This window comes from Pseudomonas sp. WS 5071, from assembly GCF_012985765.1.
GTDB classification, from domain to species: Bacteria; Pseudomonadota; Gammaproteobacteria; order Pseudomonadales; family Pseudomonadaceae; genus Aquipseudomonas; species Aquipseudomonas lundensis_A.
Genome location: NZ_JAAQWY010000002.1, coordinates 193,217 through 216,218, shown reverse-complemented (window position 1 = coordinate 216,218; position 23,002 = coordinate 193,217). Strand labels below are relative to the sequence as shown.

At 56.0% G+C, this 23,002-nt stretch carries 21 protein-coding genes, 1 rRNA gene and 2 pseudogenes; 15 read left to right on the top strand and 9 right to left on the bottom strand.

The window, feature by feature from the left end; genetic code table 11:
* Positions 1–19: 19 nt before the first annotated feature.
* Positions 20–135 (top strand): 5S ribosomal RNA (rrf, locus tag HBN61_RS02230).
* A gap of 186 nt (positions 136–321) precedes the next feature.
* Here the strand turns inward: rrf and queD are convergent.
* Positions 322–678, bottom strand: coding sequence for a 6-carboxytetrahydropterin synthase QueD (queD, locus tag HBN61_RS02225; RefSeq protein WP_094992385.1), 357 nt, complete (start codon positions 676–678; stop codon positions 322–324).
* Positions 679–897: 219 nt separating this feature from the next.
* On the opposite strand from queD, the gene HBN61_RS02220 reads away from it, so the two are divergent.
* Genes HBN61_RS02220 through HBN61_RS02210 form a run of 3 tightly spaced genes read left to right on the top strand, consistent with a single transcriptional unit; the run spans position 898 to position 3,211 of the window.
* Complete coding sequence (locus HBN61_RS02220) at positions 898–1,212, top strand: PepSY domain-containing protein (RefSeq protein WP_169963639.1); 315 nt, start codon at positions 898–900, stop codon at positions 1,210–1,212.
* Entirely contained in the window at positions 1,212–1,880 is a 669-nt protein-coding gene (locus HBN61_RS02215; protein ID WP_094992383.1) for a response regulator transcription factor, read from the top strand. Before HBN61_RS02220 ends, HBN61_RS02215 begins: the two co-directional genes overlap by 1 nt.
* Positions 1,877–3,211: an ATP-binding protein gene (locus HBN61_RS02210; RefSeq protein ID WP_094992382.1), complete on the top strand. Its 1,335-nt coding sequence runs from the start codon at positions 1,877–1,879 to the stop codon at positions 3,209–3,211. Before HBN61_RS02215 ends, HBN61_RS02210 begins: the two co-directional genes overlap by 4 nt.
* Before the next feature lie 23 nt (positions 3,212–3,234).
* Here HBN61_RS02210 and HBN61_RS22890 read toward each other — a convergent pair.
* Both HBN61_RS22890 and HBN61_RS22885 read right to left on the bottom strand, forming a co-directional pair.
* Positions 3,235–3,750 (bottom strand): annotated as a pseudogene (locus HBN61_RS22890) (methyl-accepting chemotaxis protein); the annotation flags it as partial.
* A gap of 342 nt (positions 3,751–4,092) precedes the next feature.
* Positions 4,093–5,163, bottom strand: a pseudogene (locus tag HBN61_RS22885) (methyl-accepting chemotaxis protein); the annotation flags it as partial.
* A gap of 523 nt (positions 5,164–5,686) precedes the next feature.
* Here HBN61_RS22885 and HBN61_RS02200 point away from each other — a divergent pair.
* Together HBN61_RS02200 and ctpM are read left to right on the top strand one after the other, a co-directional pair.
* Positions 5,687–7,006 (top strand): GntT/GntP/DsdX family permease, encoded by a 1,320-nt coding sequence (locus HBN61_RS02200; protein ID WP_170046080.1) that lies wholly within the window; start codon positions 5,687–5,689, stop codon positions 7,004–7,006.
* Positions 7,007–7,111: 105 nt separating this feature from the next.
* Positions 7,112–8,794, top strand: a complete 1,683-nt coding sequence (gene ctpM, locus HBN61_RS02195; RefSeq protein ID WP_169963612.1) for a methyl-accepting chemotaxis protein CtpM — start codon at positions 7,112–7,114, stop codon at positions 8,792–8,794.
* 58 nt (positions 8,795–8,852) lie between these two features.
* Here the strand turns inward: ctpM and HBN61_RS02190 are convergent, their stop codons facing one another.
* Positions 8,853–9,713, bottom strand: coding sequence for a pirin family protein (locus tag HBN61_RS02190; protein WP_170046071.1), 861 nt, complete (start codon positions 9,711–9,713; stop codon positions 8,853–8,855).
* Between the two features lie 64 nt (positions 9,714–9,777).
* Entirely contained in the window at positions 9,778–10,194 is a 417-nt protein-coding gene (locus HBN61_RS02185; RefSeq protein WP_170046070.1) for an OsmC family protein, read from the bottom strand.
* A 141-nt stretch (positions 10,195–10,335) separates the two neighbouring features.
* Between HBN61_RS02185 and HBN61_RS02180 the strand changes: the two genes are divergently transcribed.
* Positions 10,336–11,343 carry an amidohydrolase family protein gene (locus tag HBN61_RS02180; protein ID WP_094992376.1) on the top strand — a complete coding sequence of 336 codons (1,008 nt, stop codon included), beginning with the start codon at positions 10,336–10,338 and terminating at the stop codon, positions 11,341–11,343.
* A gap of 167 nt (positions 11,344–11,510) precedes the next feature.
* Here HBN61_RS02180 and HBN61_RS02175 read toward each other — a convergent pair whose 3' ends face one another.
* From HBN61_RS02175 to HBN61_RS02160, 4 genes are all read right to left on the bottom strand, one after another.
* Positions 11,511–12,257, bottom strand: coding sequence for a hypothetical protein (locus HBN61_RS02175; protein WP_169963606.1), 747 nt, complete (start codon positions 12,255–12,257; stop codon positions 11,511–11,513).
* 329 nt (positions 12,258–12,586) lie between these two features.
* Positions 12,587–13,807, bottom strand: coding sequence for a beta-ketoacyl-ACP synthase I (gene fabB / locus HBN61_RS02170; RefSeq protein ID WP_047276123.1), 1,221 nt, complete (start codon positions 13,805–13,807; stop codon positions 12,587–12,589).
* 11 nt (positions 13,808–13,818) lie between these two features.
* On the bottom strand, positions 13,819–14,334 hold the full coding sequence (gene fabA / locus HBN61_RS02165; protein WP_032859207.1) for a 3-hydroxyacyl-[acyl-carrier-protein] dehydratase FabA: 516 nt from the start codon (positions 14,332–14,334) through the stop codon (positions 13,819–13,821).
* 249 nt (positions 14,335–14,583) lie between these two features.
* Positions 14,584–16,470 (bottom strand): response regulator, encoded by a 1,887-nt coding sequence (locus HBN61_RS02160; protein WP_170046069.1) that lies wholly within the window; start codon positions 16,468–16,470, stop codon positions 14,584–14,586.
* 259 nt (positions 16,471–16,729) lie between these two features.
* On the opposite strand from HBN61_RS02160, the gene HBN61_RS02155 reads away from it, so the two are divergent.
* From HBN61_RS02155 to HBN61_RS02120, 8 genes are all read left to right on the top strand, one after another.
* A complete protein-coding gene (locus HBN61_RS02155) occupies positions 16,730–17,755 on the top strand; it encodes an NAD(P)H-dependent glycerol-3-phosphate dehydrogenase (protein WP_169963604.1) in 1,026 nt (341 codons plus the stop codon).
* A gap of 18 nt (positions 17,756–17,773) precedes the next feature.
* Positions 17,774–18,103, top strand: a complete 330-nt coding sequence (locus HBN61_RS02150) for a DUF4389 domain-containing protein (protein ID WP_094992372.1) — start codon at positions 17,774–17,776, stop codon at positions 18,101–18,103.
* Positions 18,100–18,549, top strand: coding sequence for a phosphohistidine phosphatase SixA (gene sixA / locus HBN61_RS02145; RefSeq protein ID WP_169963602.1), 450 nt, complete (start codon positions 18,100–18,102; stop codon positions 18,547–18,549). The genes HBN61_RS02150 and sixA overlap by 4 nt, the downstream gene beginning before the upstream one ends.
* 145 nt (positions 18,550–18,694) lie before the next feature.
* The gene (locus HBN61_RS02140; protein WP_094992370.1) at positions 18,695–19,141 is read left to right on the top strand and encodes a hotdog fold thioesterase; all 447 of its coding nucleotides are present in this window, start codon (positions 18,695–18,697) and stop codon (positions 19,139–19,141) included.
* 106 nt (positions 19,142–19,247) lie between these two features.
* The gene (locus HBN61_RS02135; protein ID WP_170046068.1) at positions 19,248–20,048 is read left to right on the top strand and encodes an alpha/beta fold hydrolase; all 801 of its coding nucleotides are present in this window, start codon (positions 19,248–19,250) and stop codon (positions 20,046–20,048) included.
* Positions 20,049–20,058: 10 nt separating this feature from the next.
* Entirely contained in the window at positions 20,059–20,913 is an 855-nt protein-coding gene (locus tag HBN61_RS02130) for an alpha/beta fold hydrolase (protein ID WP_094992368.1), read from the top strand.
* A gap of 145 nt (positions 20,914–21,058) precedes the next feature.
* Positions 21,059–21,877 carry a DUF4892 domain-containing protein gene (locus tag HBN61_RS02125; RefSeq protein ID WP_170046067.1) on the top strand — a complete coding sequence of 273 codons (819 nt, stop codon included), beginning with the start codon at positions 21,059–21,061 and terminating at the stop codon, positions 21,875–21,877.
* A 69-nt stretch (positions 21,878–21,946) separates the two neighbouring features.
* Positions 21,947–22,996, top strand: coding sequence for an AI-2E family transporter (locus HBN61_RS02120; RefSeq protein ID WP_094992366.1), 1,050 nt, complete (start codon positions 21,947–21,949; stop codon positions 22,994–22,996).
* Positions 22,997–23,002: the final 6 nt, after the last annotated feature.

Below are 23,002 nucleotides of genomic sequence, written 5' to 3'. Positions count from 1 at the left end.
CGACCTGGCTACCGAATTTCTTGACGACCATAGAGCATTGGAACCACCTGATCCCATCCCGAACTCAGCAGTGAAACGATGCATCGCCGATGGTAGTGTGGGGTTTCCCCATGTGAGAGTAGGTCATTGTCAAGATTAAATTCCAAAATCCCTGTCTGCTCACGCAGACAGGGATTTTGTTTTTGTGGCTGAAAAAGAGCGTGCACGCCATCTCAACCACATAGCGCGCAGAACCAGTGTTTATGCTGATTTTTTTGTCAAAAAAAACCTGCGGACATGCTGTTCGCAGGTTGGGGTGAAACTAAAACGCTAATTACGAAATTATTCGCCGCGATAAATGCAGCCGCTGGTACAGGTTTCGTGAATTCTTATCGCTGACAGCTCTGGCAGCAAAGGTTTTAGCTCCTGCCATATCCACTTGGCAAGCACTTCGCTCGTTGGATTTTCGAGGCCAGGAATGTCATTCAAATAATTATGATCAAGCTGTTCATATAGAGGCTTGAAAATTGCTTTGATCTCTGAAAAGTCCCGGATCCATCCAGTCGAAGCGTCTATTTCACCGCTTAAATGGATTGCTACTTTGAATGAATGGCCGTGCAAGCGTCCACATTTGTGTCCTTGCGGGACGAAAGGAAGGCGGTGCGCGGACTCGAAGGTAAACTCTTTGAAAATTTCCACAATGTTCGAAGCTCTTGAAGAAAAGGGTCTTTCACGTGTGTGATGACAGCAGAAATAGAGTCTAACAGTTAACCCCGGTATAGCGCTCAACCTGCGCGGAACCGGAGTATGATCAGCGACAAAATGCCTGACATCTTCAGTTTAAGTTAAGCCATGACCCGTAGAGTTAACACCTCCAGCATGGAACACCATCCTCTGCGCTGGACAACAGGAGATTCCATGTACATGAGCGGGCGCGCTATAAGTCTGCTGGTTTTTATGCTTTGTGCTTTTTGCTCGCAGGCTATGGCGCGGGATTTGGGGCAGGATGAAGCGCTGCGTCTGCGTCAAAAAGGGATTATTTTGCCGTTTGAACAGTTGGTAGACAGAGCCCTTAAGCGTTATCCGGGTTCTCGATTATTGGAAGTCGAGCTGGAAAAAAAACACGGTCGTTATGTGTATGAAATCGAATTGTTGACCACGCAAGGCGTTGTGCGAGAACTCAAGTTCGATGCCCGTAAAGGTGAATTGTTCGAAGATAAGGAAGACGACTAATGCGTTTGTTGCTGGTTGAAGATCATGTGCCATTGGCTGATGAGTTAATTGCTGCCCTGACCCGTCAAGGGTATGCCGTTGACTGGCTTACAGACGGGCGTGATGCTCTCCATTCGGGGCAAAGCGAACCGTATGATCTGATCATTCTTGACTTGGGGTTACCAGGCCTTCCAGGTATCGACGTTCTGCAGAAGTGGCGCGCAGGTGGGGTGACTACGCCAGTGTTGATACTCACAGCGCGCAGTTCGTGGGCGGAACGAATTGAGGGCCTAAAGGCGGGAGCTGATGATTATCTGACCAAGCCGTTCCATCCAGAAGAACTGCAATTGCGCGTGCAAGCGCTGTTACGCAGGTCTCATGGCCATGCCAATCAACCGCTTTTAACCTCTGCAGGCCTGCAGTTGGATGAAGGGCGTCAATGTGTCACCCGGGACGGGGTCGATATTCAACTGACTTCTGCCGAGTTCCGATTGTTGCGGTACTTCATGTTGCATCCCCAACAAATCCTCTCTAAAAGCCATCTTTCGGAGCACCTCTATGATGGTGAGACAGAACGTGACTCCAATGTATTGGAAGTGCATGTAAACCATCTGCGCCGCAAGTTGGGGCGCGATGTGATTGAAACTCGCCGCGGGCAAGGATACATATTTGGATCAATCACCCCATGAGGTCGATCCAGCGCAGGCTTAGCCTTGGGCTTGTCAGTGTGTTGCTGGTAGCGGGCCTTGTGGTGGGGCAAGTTAGCCTGTGGTTATTTGAAACCGGTTTGCAGCGTTACCTGGAATCAGGTTTGCAAAATGACAGTGAAAACCTGTTGATTGCATTAAGCCGGGGGCCTCAAGGATTACAGCTGGACGAGCGACGTCTTGCACCTGCTTATCAGCGTCCGTTTTCCGGGCATTACTTCAGTATTGAGTTTGGTGATACTCACTGGAGATCTCGATCCCTCTGGGACAGTCAACTGCCAAAAACAGCCCAGCCTGGCTTGAGCGGCACACTTCAGCCGGGCCCTGAAGGCCAGATGTTGCTCGTGCTGCGCAGTGACTACAAACGTTTAGGGCAGGTGGTTTCCATCACGGTTGCCCAAGATTACTCGCCCATACGCGCCAGCCTGCGGCAAGTACAGCGCATTGGATTGGCCATGGGCGTGGCAGCGTTGATAATCATCCTGATGCTGCAACGTGTAACCGTACAACGTGCACTGCGGCCGCTGGAGATAGCCCGTAAACAAATAGCTCAGTTACAGCAGGGGCAGCGCTCTCAGTTGGATACACAAGTCCCTCTTGAGCTGGAACCGCTGGTCAAACAAATTAACCACCTCCTGGCGCACACCGAGGACACCCTCAAGCGTTCACGTCATGCATTAGGCAATCTGGGGCATGCTCTGAAAACGCCCTTGGCTGTGCTGATGAGCCTTGCCAACGACGCACGCCTCGCAGCTTATCCCGACATTCAGCGCACATTACATGACCAGCTGGAGCACATTGAGCAGCGCATGAATCGTGAGCTTAATCGGGCACGGCTCGCAGGAGATGCCTTACCGGGTGCCCAGTTTGATGCCGACGCTGAATTACCTGCGTTGCTCGCCACTTTAAGCATGATTCACGGCCAGCATCTGGCGATTACCTTTGACTCACCGCCGAACCTGCATTTGCCCTGGGATCGCGAAGACATGCTTGAGTTATTGGGCAACTTGTTGGACAACGCTTGCAAATGGGCGGATGCACGCGTCGAGCTGCGTCTACGGCAAACGACTGCCGGGTATGACATCGAAGTGCAGGACGACGGTCCAGGCATCCCGGAGGCAGAGCGCGATCAAGTGTTCAGTCGCGGTACGCGTCTCGACGAGCAGACGGCTGGCCATGGCCTTGGGTTAGGGATCGTGCGCGACATCGTCGACGCATGGGGCGGGAGCATGCAATTGACGACAGGTGAGTGGGGCGGTTTATTGGTCACCATCCAACTGGTGCAGCGTGCAAACGGGGCGACGACAGCCTGAGGCATGTCGTCGCCTTTGCACAATCAGACCCTGAACTGATCCATGAGTGTCTGTTGTTGATTGGCCAGTTCGTTAAGCGACTGACTGACCCGCGCCGATTCGTTTGCCTGTTCAGACAATGACTCGGTCACGTCACGAATAGTCGACACATTGTTGTTGATCTCTTCCGCGACCGCGCTCTGTTCTTCCGCCGCACTGGCAATCTGCAAATTCATGTCAGTAATGACTGTCACAGCATTGCCGATTTGCTGCAGTGCAGTCACGGCTTGTCCGACCTGTTCAACACTGCCTTGCGCTTGACGATGGCTATTGCTCATCGAACTCACCACCACCTGCGTGCCAGCTTGCAAGTGCTCAATGACCTGACGGGTTTCCTCGACCGATTCCTGCGTGCGACGAGCCAGGTTGCGTACCTCATCAGCCACTACTGCAAACCCGCGGCCTGCTTCGCCTGCGCGGGCCGCCTCAATAGCAGCGTTCAGCGCGAGCAGGTTGGTTTGTTCGGCAATCGCGCGAATCACTTCAAGTACCGATCCGATTTTTTCACTGTTGGCGGCCAGTCCCTCCACTTGGGTCATGGCCTCGCTCATGTCTGCAGCCAAGTGATCGATGCTGCGGGTGGTGCGATCAATGATGGTCAGACCTTCACGGGTTGCCTGATCCGCCTCACGTGCAGCTTGCGCGGCCTGAGCAGCGCTGCGGGCGACGTCTTGTGCAGTGGCGCTCATTTCGTGGGATGCCGTGGCGGCCTGATCGACCTGACGGTATTGCTGTTCCATGCCAGCGCTGGTCTGCGTGGCAATCGCCGCCGACTGATCAGCCGTACTGCGCGCATCCTGTACGGAGCGTTTAACCTCGGCGATGATCGGCTGTAATTTCTCCAGAAAGCGGTTAAACCAGCCGGCTAACTGGCCTAGCTCATCTTTTTTATCGTACGTCAGGCGCCGCGTCAGATCGCCCTCGCCACTGGCAATATCCTCCAGCATATTTGCTACGCCAAGGATCGGGCGAGTTACGCTGCGAGCCATCAACCAGACAAGCACCAGGCCTATCACCGCTGCGAGCAAGCCCAGGCTTAACTCCATCAATGCCCCGGCATTGTTGCGTTCATCAAGTTCGGCTTGCAGGGTCTCGGCAGGACCGACCAGAACTTTTTCAGGTACATCCAGTAAAACGCCCCACGGCTGGCTCCCCGGAATCGGGTAGAAAGGCGTGAGTACTTTCAGCCGGCCATGATCCCGTATGCTTTGGGCTTGCCCACCTGTGGCCATCATTTGTAGGAGCTGTGCGCCATCATTGCTGTCGACGGCGTCCAGACGCTGACTGAGTTTGCTGGCATCGGCACTGTAGCCAGCCAGCAGGCCGACCGAGCTGATAATCCCGACATGGGTCTGGCCGCCATAGAGTTTCTGGCTGGCCTCCTGGCTAAGGGCTTGCAAGCTATTGAGGTTGATATCCACCGACAGTGACGCAATCACTTTGCCGTTTACCATGAGCGGAAACACAATGCTGGTCAGCAGCACGTTTTGCCCGTCTATTTCATAAAAATAGGGCTCAATGATGCACGGTTTTAGCGTCTTGCGCGGGCATGTGAACCACGTGTTATTGGCCTGTCCGCTTGGACCGGTAGTGGTATCGGCCATATCACTTTCCGGAAGCGCCATCGACGTCAGCTTGCCCGGCGTCGGTTGCGACCAATACAGGGCAAAACGGCCCTTGTCGTTACTGCCCAGTTCTTTCTGATGATCAAACAGTGGGTCCTTTCCATCCAGTGCGTTGGCTTCAAACACCAAAGACAATCCGAGCAGGTCCGGATTTGCCTGCAAGGCCGCCTTGACCTGACGGGTCAGGTCTTCACGCAAATCAAAAGCATCCAGGAAACGCTTTTCCGATTGCTCACGCAGAAAAAGAACCTGTCGGGCGAAGCCATTTCCATATTGGTACGCATCCATGAACTGACGACTGATGGCCAACGCTTGAGCTTCGCCCTGAGATTCGATTCGGGCCTGGGCAGACTCATTAAGCATCTGGGTGCTGGAGGCTTTAACCAGCTCCGAGTTGTGCTCCATGCGATAAAGGGACAAGCCCACCAGCAACGTCACAATCGCCAATAAACAAAGTCCGGAAAGCAGGGTGATTTTCCATTGAATGGAAAGCTGTCTGATCGACATGGAGACATCCTAAAAAGAGGCTTTGTCTGTTAGCGGCCGACAGACGCATTTCTTTACCGTTGAAACCTGAAATCAGGCTTTTTAAAATTTGATTTGGCCCTGTATTTATTAGGGTTAAAGCCGGATGGATGGGGTTTGAGCACGACGCATGGCACGCGCTTTGACAAGGCGGCGAAGCTGCTGCAAAGTGTGCGCCCTCAAATAAATCCTCCTTTCCAAATCCGGCGACTGGAACAGCAGTCTTTTGCCCGGAATCATCTGCATGACGGTGTTTTTCCGTCGTGTGTGCCATGAGGTTGTAATGATAAATGCAGTTGTTGCCGCGGTCGGCATCATGTTGGTGCTCAGTCTGTCCCGTGTGCATGTGGTCATCGCCCTGATCGTCGGTGCTGTCGTTGGCGGGCTGGTGGGCGGGTTGGGTGTCGAAGCCACCCTGAATGCGTTCAACAACGGGCTGGGCGGTGGCGCGCAGGTCGCGCTTTCGTACGCGATGCTGGGGGCGTTCGCTGTCGCCATTGCTAAATCGGGCCTGGCACATGCCTTGGCTGACAAGGCACTGACACTGGTGAACACGCAACAGGCCGTTGGCGGGAATCGGGTGAAGTGGCTATTGATCGTCCTGTTACTGGTGGTGGCCATCTCCTCGCAGAACATCTTGCCGATCCACATTGCGTTTATTCCTTTGCTGGTTCCGCCGCTGCTGTATGTCCTGACCAAATTGAAAATCGACCGTCGTCTGATCGCCTGCGTCATGACGTTTGGTTTGATCACGCCGTACATTTTTTTGCCCGTGGGCTTTGGCAACATCTTTCTCAACCAGATCTTGCTGGCTAACGTCAGCAAAGGTGGCGTAGACGTCAGTCAGGTCAATGTCACCCATGCGATGGCCATTCCGGCATTGGGCATGTTGTTCGGTTTATTGGTCGCCGTGTTCATCAGCTATCGCAAAAAGCGTGAGTACGACTTGTCGAAAATCGAGCAGGTCGAGCAAGTTGCCATTCGCTACAACCCGCGCACCCTGTTGGTTGCCGGGGGTGCCATTGCGGCGGCATTCATTGTGCAGTTGTGGCTGGGCTCGATGATTATTGGCGCCCTGATCGGCTTCCTGATCTTTTCAGCTTCGGGCATTGTGCGCTGGCGTGAAACCGACGATCTGTTTACTGAAGGTATGAAAATGATGGCCATGATCGGCTTCATCATGATCGCCGCCTCGGGTTTTGCCGAAGTGATGAAAGCCACCGGTGAAGTGAAATCGCTGGTCGAAGCTTCTGCTGGCTGGATCAACCACAGTAAAGGCATCGGCGCACTGCTGATGCTGCTGGTCGGCTTGCTGGTGACCATGGGTATCGGTTCGTCCTTCTCGACAGTGCCCATCCTGGCAGCAATTTTTGTTCCCTTGTGCGTGCAACTGGGCTTCAGCCCAATGGCCATCGTTTGCATCGTCGGTACTGCTGGCGCATTGGGGGATGCCGGTTCGCCTGCTTCGGACTCAACCCTCGGCCCGACCTCCGGTCTGAACGTTGACGGCCAGCATCACCATATTTGGGATACCGTGGTGCCCACCTTCCTGCATTACAACCTGCCGCTATTGGCGTTCGGCTGGGTGGCGGCGATGACGCTGTAAACCGCTTGCCCGAAGTACCTGAATAAACAAGTTGTGTGGCGGGTCTTAACTTTGAGCGTTTCAGGCCGTTAACGCAGTACGTAGTCCCTAAATAGAGTAAAAGCCATGCGCCTGAGCCTGAAGGCAAAAGTATTGTCCCTCGCGGTGTTGCCGGTCTTGTTGTTTGCCCTGGTCATCAGCCTGACGACTGTCTGGATTTTGCAGGACCAGGCCGACAAGGAAGTTGAGGAAACCCGGCAACGCCTGCTCAATGATGCCAAGGCCACCTTGCAAAGCTACGTGGAAGTGGCGATGAGCGCGATCAAGCCCCTCTACGATGCGGCGCAACCCGGGGATGAGGCGGCACGGGCGCAGGTGATCAAGTTACTTTCCAACATTACCTATGGCACTGATGGGTACTTTTTCGGCTACGACTCGCAGACGGTGCGCCTGTTCAAGGGCAATAGCCCGGAAGGCGTCGGCAAAAACTTTCAGGACAACCGCGACCCGAATGGCGTGTACACCAACCGCGAGTTGGTACGCGTGGCCAAGGATGGCAGCCACTATGCCCAATACAGCTCATCATTGCCGGGGAACGAGCACGTACTGGTACCCAAGCTGGGCTATACCGAATACTTGCCCAAATGGGACATGGTGATAGGTACCGTTGTTAATCTGGATGGCATCGAAGCGCAGGTTGCAGAGGTCGAGGCGGGTGTCAAAGAACGCATGCGGGGCATGATCCTTAGCACCGTGGCCATCACCGTTGTCGTCCTGCTGGTGATCGCGGTGATTGGCATGCTCGTAGCCAACACCATCCTGCGACCGTTGCACCTGATGAAAGCCAACCTGGACGACATTGCAGCCGGAGAGGGTGACTTGACCCACCGTCTGGCAATCACCAGCCAGGACGAGCTCGGCGAATTGGCCAGTTCCTTCAACCGCTTCGTGGATAAAATTCACGCAATGGTTCGCCAAATCACTGACATGACATTTCAATTGACAGCGCTGGTCGGGCAAGTCTCTGAGCAGGCCCACCGGTCTGAGCAGGCGATGGAGCGTCAGCGTCACGAAACGGATCAAGTGGCCACCGCCATCAATGAAATGTCCTCGGCAGCCCAAGAAGTGGCACGCAGCGCTCAGGGCGCTTCCGTAGCGGCACAGAAAACCGATGAAGAAGGCCAAATGGCCAAGCGTGTTGTCGATGGCAGCATTCAGCAGATTCATGCGTTGGTCAGCGATATCCGCAGCAGTGGGTCTTCGCTGGACAGTTTGCAGCAGGATGTAACCTCTATTGTCAGCGTGCTGGGTGTGATCCGCTCGATTGCAGACCAGACCAACTTGCTGGCCTTGAACGCTGCCATTGAGGCTGCGCGTGCGGGTGAAGCAGGTCGAGGCTTCGCGGTAGTCGCCGATGAAGTGCGGGCGCTGGCCAGCCGTACACAGCAAAGTACGCAAGAGATTCAAGGCATGATCGACCGCCTGCAGCAGGGCACTGATGAGGCCGTCCAGGCGATGCGTCGATCGAGTGAAGCGGGTGTCGGGACTTCGGAGCAAGCCAACCAGGCAGGCGAATCACTGGACGCCATGGCGCAATTGATCGGCACCATCAACTCAATGAACGCACAGATTGCCAGTGCAGCAGAAGAACAGACAGCGGTCGCCGAAGAGATCAATCGCAGTGTTCACCAAATTGCTGTTGCCGTGGATAACGTGGCAGACGAGACCCAGCAAAGCGCTCAAACGACTCGCAGCCTTGCACAGTTGGGGCAGCGCCTCGGAGACCTGGTAGGGCAGTTTCGTATTTGATTGACAGATGCTGCCGAAGACAACGCACCTTTCGTTATCTTCGGCAGCGGTTTCAGGTTCAGGGTAATTCGATGCGGCCCATCTCGCCCGGCACGATTGGCCATTGCCCGGCCGCCCAACGCGCCCTGGCCCGTTCAATGAGTGCCTGATCGCTGGCGACGAAATTCCAGCTCATCCGGCGCGGCCCATCCAGTGGCGCGCCGCCGATGATTACGACGTGACAGGGGCTGTCAGCGCATAACGTCACGTCCTCTCCTGCCGACAGCACGTTGAGGGTGCGCACTTCCAGCGGCTCGCCATTGGCTTTCGCATCGCCTTCCAGCACATACACCGCACGCTCTTCATGCTCGGCCGGGATCACCAGGGTGGTCGCGGTTTGCATTTGTACGTCGGCGTAGAGCGTGGGGGAAAGCACGGGTACCGGCGAGGTCAGGCAAAACCCGGAACCTGCGATCAGGCAAATCCTTACACCCAGGGAATCGCTCACAGGCAGGCTATCAGCCGGGTGATAGCGATAGTGGCCAGCTCCTTGTTCCTCCTCTTTGGGAGACGCAAGCCACACTTGCAGCCCATGAATGTCAGAGCCGGCAGACAGAAAGGGTTCAGGGGTGCGCTCAATGTGAGCAATGGCGGCCCCTGCCGTCATCCAGCTGACGTCACCCGGACCGACGTGTTGATCGGAGCCCAAGCTGTCCTTGTGCTGCAAATGGCCTTGATACAAATAGGTCAACGTCGACAGACCGATGTGAGGATGCTGTCGGATATTCATACCGCGGCCTGGCAGATAGCGGGTGTGCAGGATGTGATCAAAGAATACAAAAGGGCCAACACTGCGGCATTTGGCAGAGGGTATTGGGCGCAGAATAGGTTGGCCTTCCACCTCTTCAGCACGGGGGCGAATCACGGTACGCGCAGACATGAGCCTGCTCCGGCAATCAAGGAGCGTTGAGCATACCCCAACGCTCCTTGTTAGCGCGTACCGTTTACTGGCTGAACGCGCCTTCAGACAGGTGCGTTTCAATATCAATGTGAGCGGATGTCATCAGTTTGTGGACCGGGCATGCCTCTGCAATGCTGTACAGCTGCTTGCGCTGAGCGTCCGTCAAAACGCCCTTGAGCGTCAACTTCACCATCAGCTTGTAATGGCCTTTTTTTTCCCGTTCCGCATCGTGCGTGATCTCGACGGTCACACCTGTCAGCGGAATGTCCTCTTTCTTTGCATACATCTTCAGTGTCAGCGCTTTGCAGGCGGCCAGTGACGCATCGAAGTAATCGTGAGGGGACGGCGCGCTTCCTTCGCCGCCCACACTTTTAGGCACATCGGTAAACACTTCGTAGTCATCGATCTTGATGCTGTGACGAAAACCATCATGTGACACAGTATTAACGGTAACAGTCATGGCAAACCTCGGCTTGGCAGTGAATAAATGTCCTGATCTTTATAGAGCATCTGGTGAATTCTGCGTTCCATTTAAAAACCGTCGCATGAACCCCTGAGGCCCTGATCGGGTCTACCTGTATCAATAATTGAGGATGACGCATTGAGATTCACAGCAGTGTTTTTGGCTTTTGGGGCGTTGGTGGTCAGTGCCGCGGTGGATGCTCGCGAATACGCCTACAGCGACGCGCATTTGCATTACGTGGATTTTTTCCAGGAAACCGCAGGCATGCCAGAACTGCTGCGAGCGATGGAGAAAAATCGCATCGAACACGTCATGATTTCTGGTATTCCAGTGGCAAAAAAATGGCATGAAGACGAGCCCAAGCGTCCTCGTTACTACGCCGGCGATGACGCTGACGCCTATTGGTACAGCGCCACCGATGTGTGGGTTGCCGAGGCGGTCAAGCAACTTAGCGCTGAGCAGCGTCGGCATTTTCACCCATTTCTGTCCGGCTTTAATCCGAATGACAAGAACTCCGCAGCGCACATACAGCGCATGCTCGACCTCAATCCGGGTCTGTGGCAGGGCATTGGCGAGGTATTCACCCGCCACGACGACCTGACGGCATTGATTTCCGGGGACACGCCGCGCGCCAATAATGAAGCCATGATGCGTATTTACACCTTGGCGGCCGAGCATGACCTGCCCGTCTTGGTGCACTCCAATATCACCTCCAAGCGTGAAAAAAACCCTTTGTACCTGGCAGAAATTGAAGAACCGTTGGGGCAGCATCCGGATACGCGCTTCATATGGGCACACGCCGGTACGAGCGCCGAGATTCATCGGCATCAAACGCAGATGGATTTTTTATTACCGACGCTGACACGACTATTGGCAACGTACCCCAACCTTTATGTCGACCTCTCCTGGAGCATGCTCACGCCTTATTTGCTGGATGAGCAAGGCAAGCCAAGGTCGGAGTGGGTGGCGTTAGTTGAGCGCTTCCCTGAGCGCTTCATGCTGGGGTCCGATGTAGTGGGACGTTTCGACAAATTAGGTCAGGAAATGCGAAGTTTTGATCCCTTTTTAAATGCGCTGCCTGTTGAAGTCGCTCACAACGTCGCTAAGGATAATTTTTTGGCGGTCTTACCAAAACATCAACCTTGAATGGGTCCGTTAGCGCAGATGCGTAACATTGTTTAAGTGAGTGCGGCCAGAGGCCTGGATGGAAGTAACGCGCATAAGCATGCGTGTCAGTTCAATGATGCCTCTGGGCGCGCACTCACGGATGCGGGTCAATCTGTTGGTTTACAATCCGCGAGGCGCGGGATCATTCATCCGATGATGTAATGACCTTGGAGAGTGTTTAGTTTTGCCAGCGCGGGATTGTAGTTTATTGAGGAAGACAGTAACTGAAAGTCGATTTCTCTTCTTTCACTGCTTGTTTTGCGGTCGGCGGCGGACCATGTAAGTTCAATTTCTCCGGTGTCTTCATTATGGGTGCAAGCTGTCCAGGGTTTTTTAAACAGAATTGTTCCTGGCGCCACTGTAAAAGAGACGCGCCAATAGCTGACATTCTCATCAGGTAAGTCAAGGCTAATCTTGTGGCTGTAGACGCGCCTCTTGCTGGCGTAGTCTTCCCAACTGGCCAGCAGCGCTTCTCGCATATTCAGTTCTACCCGGGGATCAAAAGGTGCTCTGACTCTCAATGGGGTAGAGACGCCTGGCACCCCTTCAGGGCTGTAATACGTGAATGTACCCAGCTCTACCACGCTTGCGTCTGCAGGTAAGCCACGAGGTGTCACCGTGACGAAAATCTCGGGCTTCCAATGTTCTGAATTGTAGGTAGGTGTGTAGTACCAATGTCCGTCACAACCATTGGCATGCGGTTGGTAACCATATTGCGTGTTGTACATGAAAATGGAGTCAACTTTACTGCCGTTGTGCATGACCGCTTCAATCCTCGCCCCGATGCGCTCCTTTTCGCCTGTTGTTTTTAGCTTGATAGTGAGTGTGCTCTTAACGCCATTGATGGCGTCTGGTAACGCCGGTTGCGTCATGTTCGTCATGATCGGTTTCATCGCTCTTCCTTGTGCGCGTGAGTATTTATGTTGAATAGGACTGTATTAACTAACCGTAGTCGATGCGAACCGTAATGCAGTAAATCGATGTTATTAAATGTGACTCAGTGCATTCAAATAATCAGAACTTACGGGCGCTCTATCCGCAGTAAATGATTCTGTTGTTTTATGGCGTTAAGGGGGCGTGATCGGAAGTGGTCAAGTGGAGGGGTAACAGGCACTTAGTGCAGCGCTGTTTTCAACGCTCCAATACTACGGATGTAGCAAAGTAGCGGGCATAAAAAAGCCCTGAGCATGTCAGGGCTTTTTTAATGAGGCCAGGGATGAGCTTATTTGCCAGCCCAGCGCTTCAGAACCAGCGTGGCATTGGTGCCGCCGAAACCGAAGCTGTTGCTCATGACAGTGTCGATTTTTGCATCTTCACGGGTTTTGGTCAGGATCGGCATGTCAGCGACCGCCGGGTCCAGTTCCTCAATGTTGGCCGAGCCGGCAATGAAGTTGCCTTCCATCATCAGCATGCAGTAGATCGCTTCGTGAACGCCTGCGGCGCCCAGGGAGTGACCCGACAGGCTCTTGGTGGAGCTGATGGCTGGCGCGTTTTCGCCGAACACTTCTCGCACGCCTTTCATCTCGGCAATGTCGCCTACCGGGGTCGAGGTGCCGTGGGTGTTGATGTAGTCGATAGGCGCGTCAACGGTAGACATCGCCATCTGCATGCAGCGAATGGCGCCTTCGCCGCTTGGGGCAACCATGTCGTAACCGTCGGACGTTGCACCGTAACCTACGATCTCGGCGTAGATTTTGGCGCCACGGGCCAGCGCGTGCTCCAACTCTTCAACCACAACCATGCCACCACCACCGGCAATGACGAAACCGTCACGCTTGGCGTCGTAGGCACGTGAGGCTTTTTCCGGCGTGTCGTTGTACTGGCTGGAGAGGGCGCCCATGGCGTCAAACAGGAACGACTGGCTCCAGTGCTCTTCTTCACCACCGCCGGCAAATACGATGTCTTGCTTGCCCATCTGAATTTGTTCCATGGCGGTACCGATGCAATGAGCACTGGTGGCGCAGGCAGACGCGATGGAGTAGTTCAGGCCCTTGATCTTGAACGGTGTAGCCAGGCAAGCCGATACGGTGCTGCTCATGGTCCGCGTTACACGGTATGGGCCAACACGTTTCACGCCTTTTTCGCGCAGGATGTCGAGCGCTTCCATCTGGTTCAGGGTCGATGCGCCGCCCGAACCGGCAATCAGGCCGGTACGCGGGTTGGAGACTTGCTCCTCGGTCAGGCCCGAATCAGTGATGGCGTCTTTCATGGCCAGGTAAGCGTAAGCAGCTGCGTGGCCGACGAAACGATAAATCTTGCGATCGATCAGTTCTTCGAGGTTCAGGTCAATGGAGCCGGAAACCTGGCTACGCAGACCCATTTCGGCATATTCCGGGTTGAATCGGATGCCAGGGCGACTTGCACGCAGGTTAGCGGAGACGGTCTCTTTGTCATTGCCCAGGCACGAAACGATGCCCAGACCAGTGATAACGACGCGGCGCATGCGGATAACCCTTAGAAGTTGTCAGTTGAAGTGAAAACGCCGACGCGAAGGCCTTCGGCGGTGTAAATTTCGCGACCGTCAACGGTCACCGAACCATCGGCAATGGCCAGGTTCAGCTTGCCTTTGAGCACGCGCTTGATATGGATGTTGTAAGTGACTTTCTTGGCGGTCGGCAGTACCTGACCGAAGAATTTCACTTCACCCGAGCCCAAGGCGCGGCCACGGCCCGGCAGACCTTGCCAGCCGAGGTAGAAGCCCACCAGTTGCCACATGGCGTCGAGGCCCAGGCAACCTGGCATCACCGGATCACCTTCAAAGTGACAGGCGAAGAACCACAGGTCAGGGGTGATATCCAGCTCGGCGACCAATTCACCTTTGCCGTACTTGCCACCCTCTTCACTGATATGGGTGATGCGATCCACCATCAGCATGTTAGGGGCGGGCAGTTGCGCGTTACCTGGGCCGAACAGTTCGCCGCGGCTACAGCGCAGCAGATCTTCCCGAGTAAAGGCGTTTTGTTTGGTCATGCGAGCTCCTCAATAATCCCATGCGGCAAGGTGGGGCAAATCTTCCCGACCAACTGAAACATATCGGCTTCAGTTCGCCAGCCTACACATAGACTATTGCGTAGTAGTGAAAGTCACAGCGCCAAGGGCACAAATGTACACTTGTTCACTGAAATTTAAATTCAGGCCGGTTCAGGGCCCCAATCGGGTGCCTAAGACTGCCGCACTTTTAGGTTTTACGCCAGTCGCAGGTAGGCTAATAGCCATAAGTTACTGGACCCAGCGCAGCAGTATTTGTTCCAGATCAGTGCGTTTGAACGGCTTGGCCAGGTAATCGTTCATTCCGGCTTGCAGGCACGCTTCGCGGTCGCCCTGCAACGCGTTGGCAGTCAACGCGATAATAGGCACGTCCCTGCAACCCGCCAATTGGCGGATCTGTCGGGTCGCCTCATAACCGTCAATGACCGGCAGCCTGCAGTCCATCAGGATTGCAGTAAACGCTTCAGTGTTGGCCCGATGGATGGCCTGAGCACCGTCACTGACCATGCTCACTTCATACCCCAGGCTGCTAAGCATGGCTTCGATAACGGTCTGGTTGACCGGGTTGTCTTCCACCAGCAGTACCTTGCGTCCTTTAATGCATGCGCTGTCCGCAGTCATCGTCGGCCTTTGGTTAATGGCAATGCGCTGGTGCAATTCCAGGGGGATTTCCAGGGTGAAGACTGAGCCGTGAGCTTCTTCGCTCTGGGCAAGCAAGCGACCGCCCATGCGTTCCGCCAGGGTGCGAGCGATGGGCAAGCCAAGCCCGGTGCCACCGTAACGTCGTGAAATCGAACTGTCGGCTTGCTGGAAAGCCTTGAACATCGACTCAAGTTTGTCTGCGCCGATCCCGATCCCGCTGTCGCGTACCGTGCAAGTGAACCAGATGAGTTCATGATCCAGCGGTTGCCAGGCAGGCTCGATGCTGACTTGACCCTGCTCGGTGAACTTCAGTGCGTTGCCGATCAGGTTCACCAGTATCTGACGAATCCGGGTTGGGTCGCCCAGTACATGCAGGTCCTGCAGACCGTCCGCCATGTTCAAGTTCAGTTTCAAGCCCCGCTGTACGGCACTGTGCTGAAAAGCTTGCGCGCAATTGCCCACCAGCTCGGCAAGGTTGAACGGGATTTGCTCCAGCTCCAGGGTTGAACGCTCGATTCTGGAGAAATCGAGGATGTCATTGATCACTTTGAGCAAGTGTTCCGTGGACTCCGATGCCAGGGCGGCGTACTCGGCCTGTTCGTCTGTCATGTGGGTGGTTTCGAGCAATTGCAGCATCCCCAGAACACCGTTCATCGGGGTCCGTAACTCATGGCTCATCATGGCCAGAAAGTCGGTTTTTGCGCTGTTGGCGCGCTCTGCTTCCTCGCGGGTCTGTATCAACTGGGCAATCGCTGTCTGCTGTTCACGGCTGGCCTGTGCCAGACCTTCTGCCAGGTTATTGATGTGCCGGGCCAGGCTGCCGAGTTCCCCATCGTCAACCACCGGTAAAGGCGTGTTGAAATGGCCCTGTTGAATAGCCTTCACCGCATCGCTCATGTCGCTGATGGGGCGGGAGAGGTTGGAAGCCAGGCGCCGGGCCAGTAAGTAGGTAAAGCCCAAGGCAAACAGCGCAAGTATCATGGCTTTTAACAGGATGTCCTGCTGGCGCTGGTTGAAGGCATCACTGGACATGCCGACCAACACCCGCCCCAGATAATCCTCGGTCGCAGGTGTCATGGGATCGTTATCGGGCTTTCCTGAAATGCTCTGCACCCTGACAGGCGCCTGAAACACTTCCACATCGTTGCTGCGCCCTGTTTCATTCAACGGTTGCTCTGCATGCACCAATACGTTGTTGCCCCGATCCTGAACCTGGACGAATTGCACGTGCGGTGTGTTCAACGAGGCTTTCATCAAGGTTTCCAGCACATGCGTGTTGCCGGAAATCACCCCGAACTCAGTGGCGGGGGCCAGTTGGTTGGCAATCAGCTGGCCTGTGTGGTTGAGCTCTTGACGCAAGTCCTGCAGGCGCACGAAGGTAAAAAAGCTGATGAGCAGCAACGTCAGTAGCAGGGCGGGGCCCAAACTCATCATTTGGGTGCGGGCGTGAATATCCCAGCGGCGTCGGTCAGCCATGAGTGTGAGGTTCCGTAAGCCGGCGCCAGGGTGCCGAGATCAGCCGTGACGTGCAGTCAGTCATGCATGTGTACAGCCAGGCTGCCTCGTGTGTGAATGAATGGGCGGCATGTTAACCGAGCTGAATCAGTTTTCCAGTCAAAACCCTGCACTTTCTGAGGGAACAGACGCGCCTGGTCGCTGCAGGGGGGACTGGTCGCAGCGGATGTGCTCCGTATAATGCCGCCATTGCCACGGCTAGATGGATAACGGGATTGCTATGACTGAACAGCGCGCTATTGCGGTCTTGGGGGGCGGGAGTTTTGGCACCGCGGTGGCCAACCTGCTGGCGGAAAACGGTCACCCGGTACGTCAATGGATGCGCGACCCGGTGCAGGCCGAGGCGATTCGGCTTAACCGTGAGAACCCTCGTTACCTTAAAGGCATCAAGATTCATCCCGGCGTTGATCCGGTCACTGACTTGCAAGCCACCCTCGACGCATGTGAATTGTGTTTTGTCGCCTTGCCTTCCAGCGCGTTGCGTACTGTGCTGTCAGCGCATGCCGATCGCTTGAGTGGCAAGATGCTGGTCAGCCTGACCAAGGGCATTGAAGCCCACAGCTTCAAGCTGATGAGCGAAATCCTTGAGGAGATCGCCCCGCAAGCCCGGATTGGCGTGTTGTCGGGGCCTAACCTGGCGCGCGAAGTCGCGGAGCATGCGCTCACGGCCACGGTCGTTGCCAGTGCTGATGAAGCCCTGTGTACGCAGGTTCAAGCGGTTTTGCACGGTCGCACGTTTCGCGTATACGCCAGTGCCGACCGCTTTGGCGTAGAGCTGGGTGGGGCGCTTAAAAACGTCTATGCAATTATTGCCGGCATGGCGGTAGCCCTTGGCATGGGGGAAAACACCAAAAGCATGTTGATTACCCGTGCCTTGGCAGAAATGACGCGATTTGCTGTCAGTCAAGGCGCCAACCCGATGACATTCCTGGGATTGGCCGGGGTAGGCGATTTGATCGTGACCTGTTCTTCCCCTAAAAGCCGTAACTATCAAGTGGGGTTCGCCCTGGGTGAAGGCCTGAGCCTGGACGAGGCGGTCTCGCGCCTTGGGGAAGTGGCGGAAGGCGTCAACACGCTGAAAGTGCTCAAGGCCAAGGCCCAAGAGCTGAATGTCTATATGCCGTTGGTGGCGGGTCTGCATGCCATCCTGTTTGAAGGGCGTACCCTCAATCAGGTGATTGAAGTGCTAATGCGGGCCGAGCCCAAGACAGACGTCGATTTTATTTCCACCAGTGGTTTCAACTGAGCTCGACAGGAGCAGCCCATGAATGACAATCCGAATGCCCCCAAGTACGAATCCATAGTGTTGCGTGTGCTGTGGATGCTGGTTTTTCTGCTGGTTTGGCAAGTTGCGCAGTTAGTACTGGGCGGCCTGGTACTGGTGCAGCTGATTTATCGGCTGGTGTATGGCGCACCCAACGGCGGTCTGATGAATTTCGGTGACACGTTGAGTCAGTATTTGGCGCAAATCGGCCGCTTTGGCAGTTTTCATACTGAGCAAAAGCCTTGGCCTTTTGCTGACTGGCCTGCATCCCGAGCGCCAGAAGGTGAAGCGCCGTATGCCGAGCCTGCGTCGCAGACCAAGCAGCCATGAAGCTGTGGATTTTGCGTCATGGTGAAGCGCAACCGCACGCCCCCCGTGATGCGGAGCGCAAGCTCACCGAGCTTGGGCGTCAGCAGGTAGTGCGCAGCGCGGCCCACTTGATAGGCCAACCGCTGGATTGCATCCTGGCCAGTCCGTATGTCCGGGCTCAGCAGACGGCCGCCCTCGTGCGCGACGCGCTGGGCTTTTCTGCGGCTCTGAAAACCGTGACGTGGCTAACCCCTGAAAGTGATCCCAAGTTCGCCGTCAGCCAACTGCCGGATGCCGGTAATGTGCTGTTGGTCAGCCATCAACCCTTAGTAGGTGACCTGATCAGTCTGTTGCAGCATGGCCACTGTCGGCAGCCTCAACCTATGCACACCGCCAGCCTGGCAGAGCTCGAAGGTGAGTGGCCGCTCGCTGGCAGCCTGCGCTTGCTGCATGTGTGGCACCCGTAAGCGCAGCACGTCGCATCGCTGACGAGCCCCATTCAAATACGTTCTGCGTTGATTGCCCTGAACCGGCCCCGGCAAGCGGCACAGTTGCGCCCTCGACATATTTTGTGGCAAGACTGTATGCCTCTCACCGATCAAGGACTGAGCAATGAGCGTGTGGACAACCCCGCCAGATCTGGCACATCTCAATGCACTTCGCAAAAACTCCATTTGTGAGGTGCTGGATATCACCTTCGATGCGTTCGATGACAACTCCATCACCGCGAGCATGGTGGTCGATCATCGCACCCATCAACCGTTTGGCCTGCTGCACGGTGGGGCATCGGTGGTATTGGCTGAAACCCTGGGGTCGATGGCCAGCTATATGTGCATCGACCCAAAAAAGTTTTACTGCGTAGGACTTGAAGTCAACGCCAACCACCTGCGCGGTGTGCGCAGCGGGCGAGTGAGCGCGGTCGCACGGCCTGTGCATATCGGTCGAACGACCCATGTCTGGGATATCCGTCTGACCGATGACAGTGGCAAACTCAACTGCATTTCCCGGCTGACAATTGCGGTTGTACCCCTGGGTCAAACACCCCCGCTCGCGGAGTAATCGGCCAGGCGATGGCCGTAGTGGCGTCATTGATGGCGCATACGGTCGTTGCTGTTAAGAATTTTCCTACAGACAATAAGGCTAATTCCTAGTTTGGATGCCTTATATGTCCCGGCAGATTTTCTTCGCCCATGCCAATGGCTTTCCCTCGGGCACGTACGGCAAATTGTTTGCTGCCCTGGCGCCTGACTATCGTGTGGCGCACCTGCCCCAGCACGGGCACGACCCGCGTTTCCCGGTTGACAACAACTGGCGCAACCTGGTCGACGAACTGATCTACCACCTTGAGCAGCAGGAGGGCCCGGTGCTGGGGGTGGGCCACTCATTGGGCGGCATGTTGCACTTACATGCGGCCATCCGTTGCCCGCAGCTCTACAAAGGCGTGGTAATGCTTGATTCGCCGGTCTTGACGCGTACGGATCAGTGGGTGATTCGCGCCGCCAAACGCTTTGGCCTGATTGATCGCCTGACGCCTGCCGGGCGTACCTTGGGCCGTCGTGAAGAGTTCACTGACCGCGAGGCTGCGCGCGCGTACTTCGCCGGGAAATCGCTGTTTCGCAGCTTCGATCCGGAGTGTTTCGACGCCTATCTGGAGCATGGTTTACAGACGATGGATGACCGCTTGTGCCTGAGCTTTGATCCCGCCACGGAGATCGATATCTACCGCAGCGTGCCCCACACCAGCCCGGGTCTGGTCACGCAATTGCAGGTACCGCTCACGGTGGTGCGTGGGCGCGACAGCCGGGTGGTTATGCGCCATCATGCCAACGCCGTAGCGCGCTTGCCGCTTGGTGAAGCCTTGAGCGTGCCGGGCGGGCATATGTTCCCGCTTGAGCAGCCGCACGATACTGCCCGCTTGTTGAAGATGATTTTTAGCCGCTGGCAAGCCCGTAATTCCGGCCTTTGAGAGTGTACGCATGAGTCCCGTGGTTGAAGAGATCCGTCTGAGCCTGCCGCATATTGAACTGGCGGCGCATGTGTTCGGGCCCGAAGACGGCATTCCGGTCATTGCGCTGCATGGCTGGCTGGACAATGCCAACAGCTTTGCGCGATTGGCGCCAAAGCTACACGGATTGCGTATTGTGGCGCTGGATCTGGCCGGGCATGGCCATTCCGCCCACAGGCCACCTGGGGCCAGTTACTCCCTGTGGGATTATGCTTTCGATGTATTGAGCGTGGCCGAACAGCTGGGCTGGGAGCGTTTTGCGCTTTTGGGCCACTCCTTGGGGGCGATTATTTCGGTGGTGGTGGCCGGTTCGTGCCCTGAGCGTGTCACGCATCTGGCGCTCATTGATGGTGTGATGCCGCACACCGGAACTCAACACAACACCGCTGAGCGCATGGGGCAGGCGCTGCAAGCCCAACTCCAGCTGAACCACAAACGCAAGTCGGTGCACAAAACCTTCGACCGTGGCGTCGAAGCGCGCATGAAAGGTATGGTCGCCGTCAGCCGCGAAGCGGCGCAGTTGTTGGCTCAACGCGGGTTGATGCCGGTGCCGGGCGGATACAGCTGGCGCAGCGACAGCCGCCTGACGCTACCCTCACCGCTGCGCCTGACCGATGAACAAGCCCTGTCTTTCGTAGAGCGTGTGAGTTGTCCTGCCACCCTGATCGTGGCCGAAGAGGGCATGCTGGCCACCCATCCCGAGCGGCTGGATAGACTACCCTTTAACCTGGAACGGTTACCCGGTGGCCATCATTTGCACATCAATGACGAATCCGGGGCAATCCTTGTTGCAGACTGTTTCAATCGGTTCTTCGCTGCTCCTTGACTTGCGGCGACCAACTGCCGAGGCTTGGCGGGTTGAAATGGGAGACAACCATGATAGATCTCTACACCGCTGCGACCCCGAGAGGCCACCCGATCTCTTTCGTAAACAGGCTGATTCACCCTTCACCTGCGGGTGACGCGTGCCGATGAAATTGACCAATCGCTTGATCGGCGTACTGGGTTTGAGTTGCCTGAGCCCTTTGTTGTGGGCGGCCGATGTACCAGGCAGTCAGGATTTGCAGGACGTGCCACGGCTGGCTGACGCACAAATTGTCGATTACACCGTTAAGCCGGATGTCGAGCGTATCTACCCGATGGGGCCGATCCGCAAAATAAGCGGGCGCCTGCGCTTTGACGGGCAAGTGGATGCGCGGGGGCAGACCACCGCTATCACGTATGAACTTCCCACCGGCCATTCGGCCACCGAAGCCTTTACGGCTGCGCGCAAGGCGCTGCAAAACAAGAACGCTGAGTTATTGTTCTGGTGCCAGGCGCGGGACTGCGGAGAAAGCAGTCTTTGGGCCAATGAGGTGCTAGGCAACGCCAAACTGGTGGGCTCCGATGAGCAACAATCCTATCTGTTGATCCGGATGGCCGCCCCAGAGCGCAATCGATTGGTGGCGCTGTATGCCATCAACCGGGGTAACCGAAAAGGGTACCTGCACGTAGAACAGCTCGTGGCCACTACCGATCTCGGGGTCTTGTTGCCTACGCCTGCAACGCTGCAGCGTCAACTGAAAACCACCGATTCGCTGGATTTCCCGACGCTGACGCAAGCGCCCGACGCTCCATGGCTGCCGTTAATCAGCCGTGCTTTAACGCTCGATACCACCACGCGGGTCAGTTTGAGCGGCGTCAAGGCGGGTGCCTGGCGTGAGGCCCTGATCAAGAGCGGCGTGCGCGCCTCGCGTCTTGAACTGAGCGACAGCGAAACCCCAGGGTTGCATATCGAGTTGCTGCGCTAAGCACTGCCCACGACGGCTACACTTCGCGTAGCCGTCGTCTTTTTGTTTTCGAATTTCTGTGGAATACACATGCTCAATAACGATCGCCTGCTGGTGCAAATCCTGCTGCTGGTGTTGTTCGGTGCCAGCCTGTGGGTCATGGCACCTTTCTGGTCGGCCCTGTTCTGGGGGGCTGTTCTGGCGTTTGCCAGCTGGCCGCTGATGCGGTTGCTGACCCGTTGGCTCAATGGTCGCGAATCATTGGCTGCTGGCATTTTGACCTTGGGGTGGATGTTGCTGGTGGCCGGACCGCTGGTGTGGCTGGGTTTCAACTTGGCCGATCACGTGCGCGACGCCACGACGTTCGTGAAAGATGTGCAGTTGGAAGGCTTGCCCGAAGCGCCGGCATGGCTGGCTGGCATTCCGCTGGTAGGAGAACGGCTGGTGGGCATCTGGGACACCATCGATGAGCAGGGCGCTGCGATGATTGTCGCGGTCAAACCGTACTTGGGGCAGGTGGGTAATTGGTTGCTGGCCCGCAGTGCGCAGATCGGCGGCGGGATCCTGGAGCTGACCCTCAGTATTGTCTTTGTGTTCTTTTTCTATCGTGATGGCCCGCGGCTGGCGACATTTGTACACCGTTTACTCGAACGCCTGATCGGTGAGCGCGCGTCTTACTACCAGGAACTGGTGGCGGGCACTATTCAGCGAGTGGTCAACGGGGTGATCGGTACGGCGGCGGCGCAAGCGTTGCTGGCGTTGATCGGCTTCCTGATTGCGGGCGTGCCGGGTGCGCTGGTGCTGGGCCTCGCCACGTTCCTGCTCAGCCTGATTCCGATGGGCCCGCCCTTGATCTGGATTCCGGCCACGGCATGGCTGGCCTGGAAAGGCGATTACGGGATGGCGATTTTTCTCGGTATCTGGGGCACGCTGATCATCAGCGGCGTGGACAACGTGCTCAAGCCTTACCTGATCAGCAGGGGCGGCAACCTGCCGTTGGTCATTGTGCTGCTAGGGGTGTTTGGGGGGTTGATTGCGTTCGGCTTTATCGGCCTGTTCATCGGCCCGACCTTGCTGGCGCTGGCCTACAGCCTGCTGGTGGACTGGAGCGCCAGCCATCAAAACAAAGCCCAGGGTTAAACACCC

What these genes read in the sequence shown, in the direction of transcription:
- HBN61_RS02220 (WP_169963639.1), top strand. Translation starts at nt 898, where the DNA reads ATGTACATGAGCGGGCGCGCTATAAGTCTGCTGGTTTTTATGCTTTGT.
- HBN61_RS02215 (WP_094992383.1), top strand. Translation starts at nt 1,212, where the DNA reads ATGCGTTTGTTGCTGGTTGAAGATCATGTGCCATTGGCTGATGAGTTA.
- HBN61_RS02210 (WP_094992382.1), top strand. Translation starts at nt 1,877, where the DNA reads ATGAGGTCGATCCAGCGCAGGCTTAGCCTTGGGCTTGTCAGTGTGTTG.
- ctpM (WP_169963612.1), top strand. Translation starts at nt 7,112, where the DNA reads ATGCGCCTGAGCCTGAAGGCAAAAGTATTGTCCCTCGCGGTGTTGCCG.
- HBN61_RS02190 (WP_170046071.1), bottom strand. Translation starts at nt 9,713, where the DNA reads ATGTCTGCGCGTACCGTGATTCGCCCCCGTGCTGAAGAGGTGGAAGGC.
- HBN61_RS02185 (WP_170046070.1), bottom strand. Translation starts at nt 10,194, where the DNA reads ATGACTGTTACCGTTAATACTGTGTCACATGATGGTTTTCGTCACAGC.
- HBN61_RS02175 (WP_169963606.1), bottom strand. Translation starts at nt 12,257, where the DNA reads ATGAAACCGATCATGACGAACATGACGCAACCGGCGTTACCAGACGCC.
- fabB (WP_047276123.1), bottom strand. Translation starts at nt 13,807, where the DNA reads ATGCGCCGCGTCGTTATCACTGGTCTGGGCATCGTTTCGTGCCTGGGC.
- fabA (WP_032859207.1), bottom strand. Translation starts at nt 14,334, where the DNA reads ATGACCAAACAAAACGCCTTTACTCGGGAAGATCTGCTGCGCTGTAGC.
- HBN61_RS02160 (WP_170046069.1), bottom strand. Translation starts at nt 16,470, where the DNA reads ATGGCTGACCGACGCCGCTGGGATATTCACGCCCGCACCCAAATGATG.
- HBN61_RS02155 (WP_169963604.1), top strand. Translation starts at nt 16,730, where the DNA reads ATGACTGAACAGCGCGCTATTGCGGTCTTGGGGGGCGGGAGTTTTGGC.
- HBN61_RS02150 (WP_094992372.1), top strand. Translation starts at nt 17,774, where the DNA reads ATGAATGACAATCCGAATGCCCCCAAGTACGAATCCATAGTGTTGCGT.
- sixA (WP_169963602.1), top strand. Translation starts at nt 18,100, where the DNA reads ATGAAGCTGTGGATTTTGCGTCATGGTGAAGCGCAACCGCACGCCCCC.
- HBN61_RS02140 (WP_094992370.1), top strand. Translation starts at nt 18,695, where the DNA reads ATGAGCGTGTGGACAACCCCGCCAGATCTGGCACATCTCAATGCACTT.
- HBN61_RS02135 (WP_170046068.1), top strand. Translation starts at nt 19,248, where the DNA reads ATGTCCCGGCAGATTTTCTTCGCCCATGCCAATGGCTTTCCCTCGGGC.
- HBN61_RS02130 (WP_094992368.1), top strand. Translation starts at nt 20,059, where the DNA reads ATGAGTCCCGTGGTTGAAGAGATCCGTCTGAGCCTGCCGCATATTGAA.
- HBN61_RS02125 (WP_170046067.1), top strand. Translation starts at nt 21,059, where the DNA reads ATGAAATTGACCAATCGCTTGATCGGCGTACTGGGTTTGAGTTGCCTG.
- HBN61_RS02120 (WP_094992366.1), top strand. Translation starts at nt 21,947, where the DNA reads ATGCTCAATAACGATCGCCTGCTGGTGCAAATCCTGCTGCTGGTGTTG.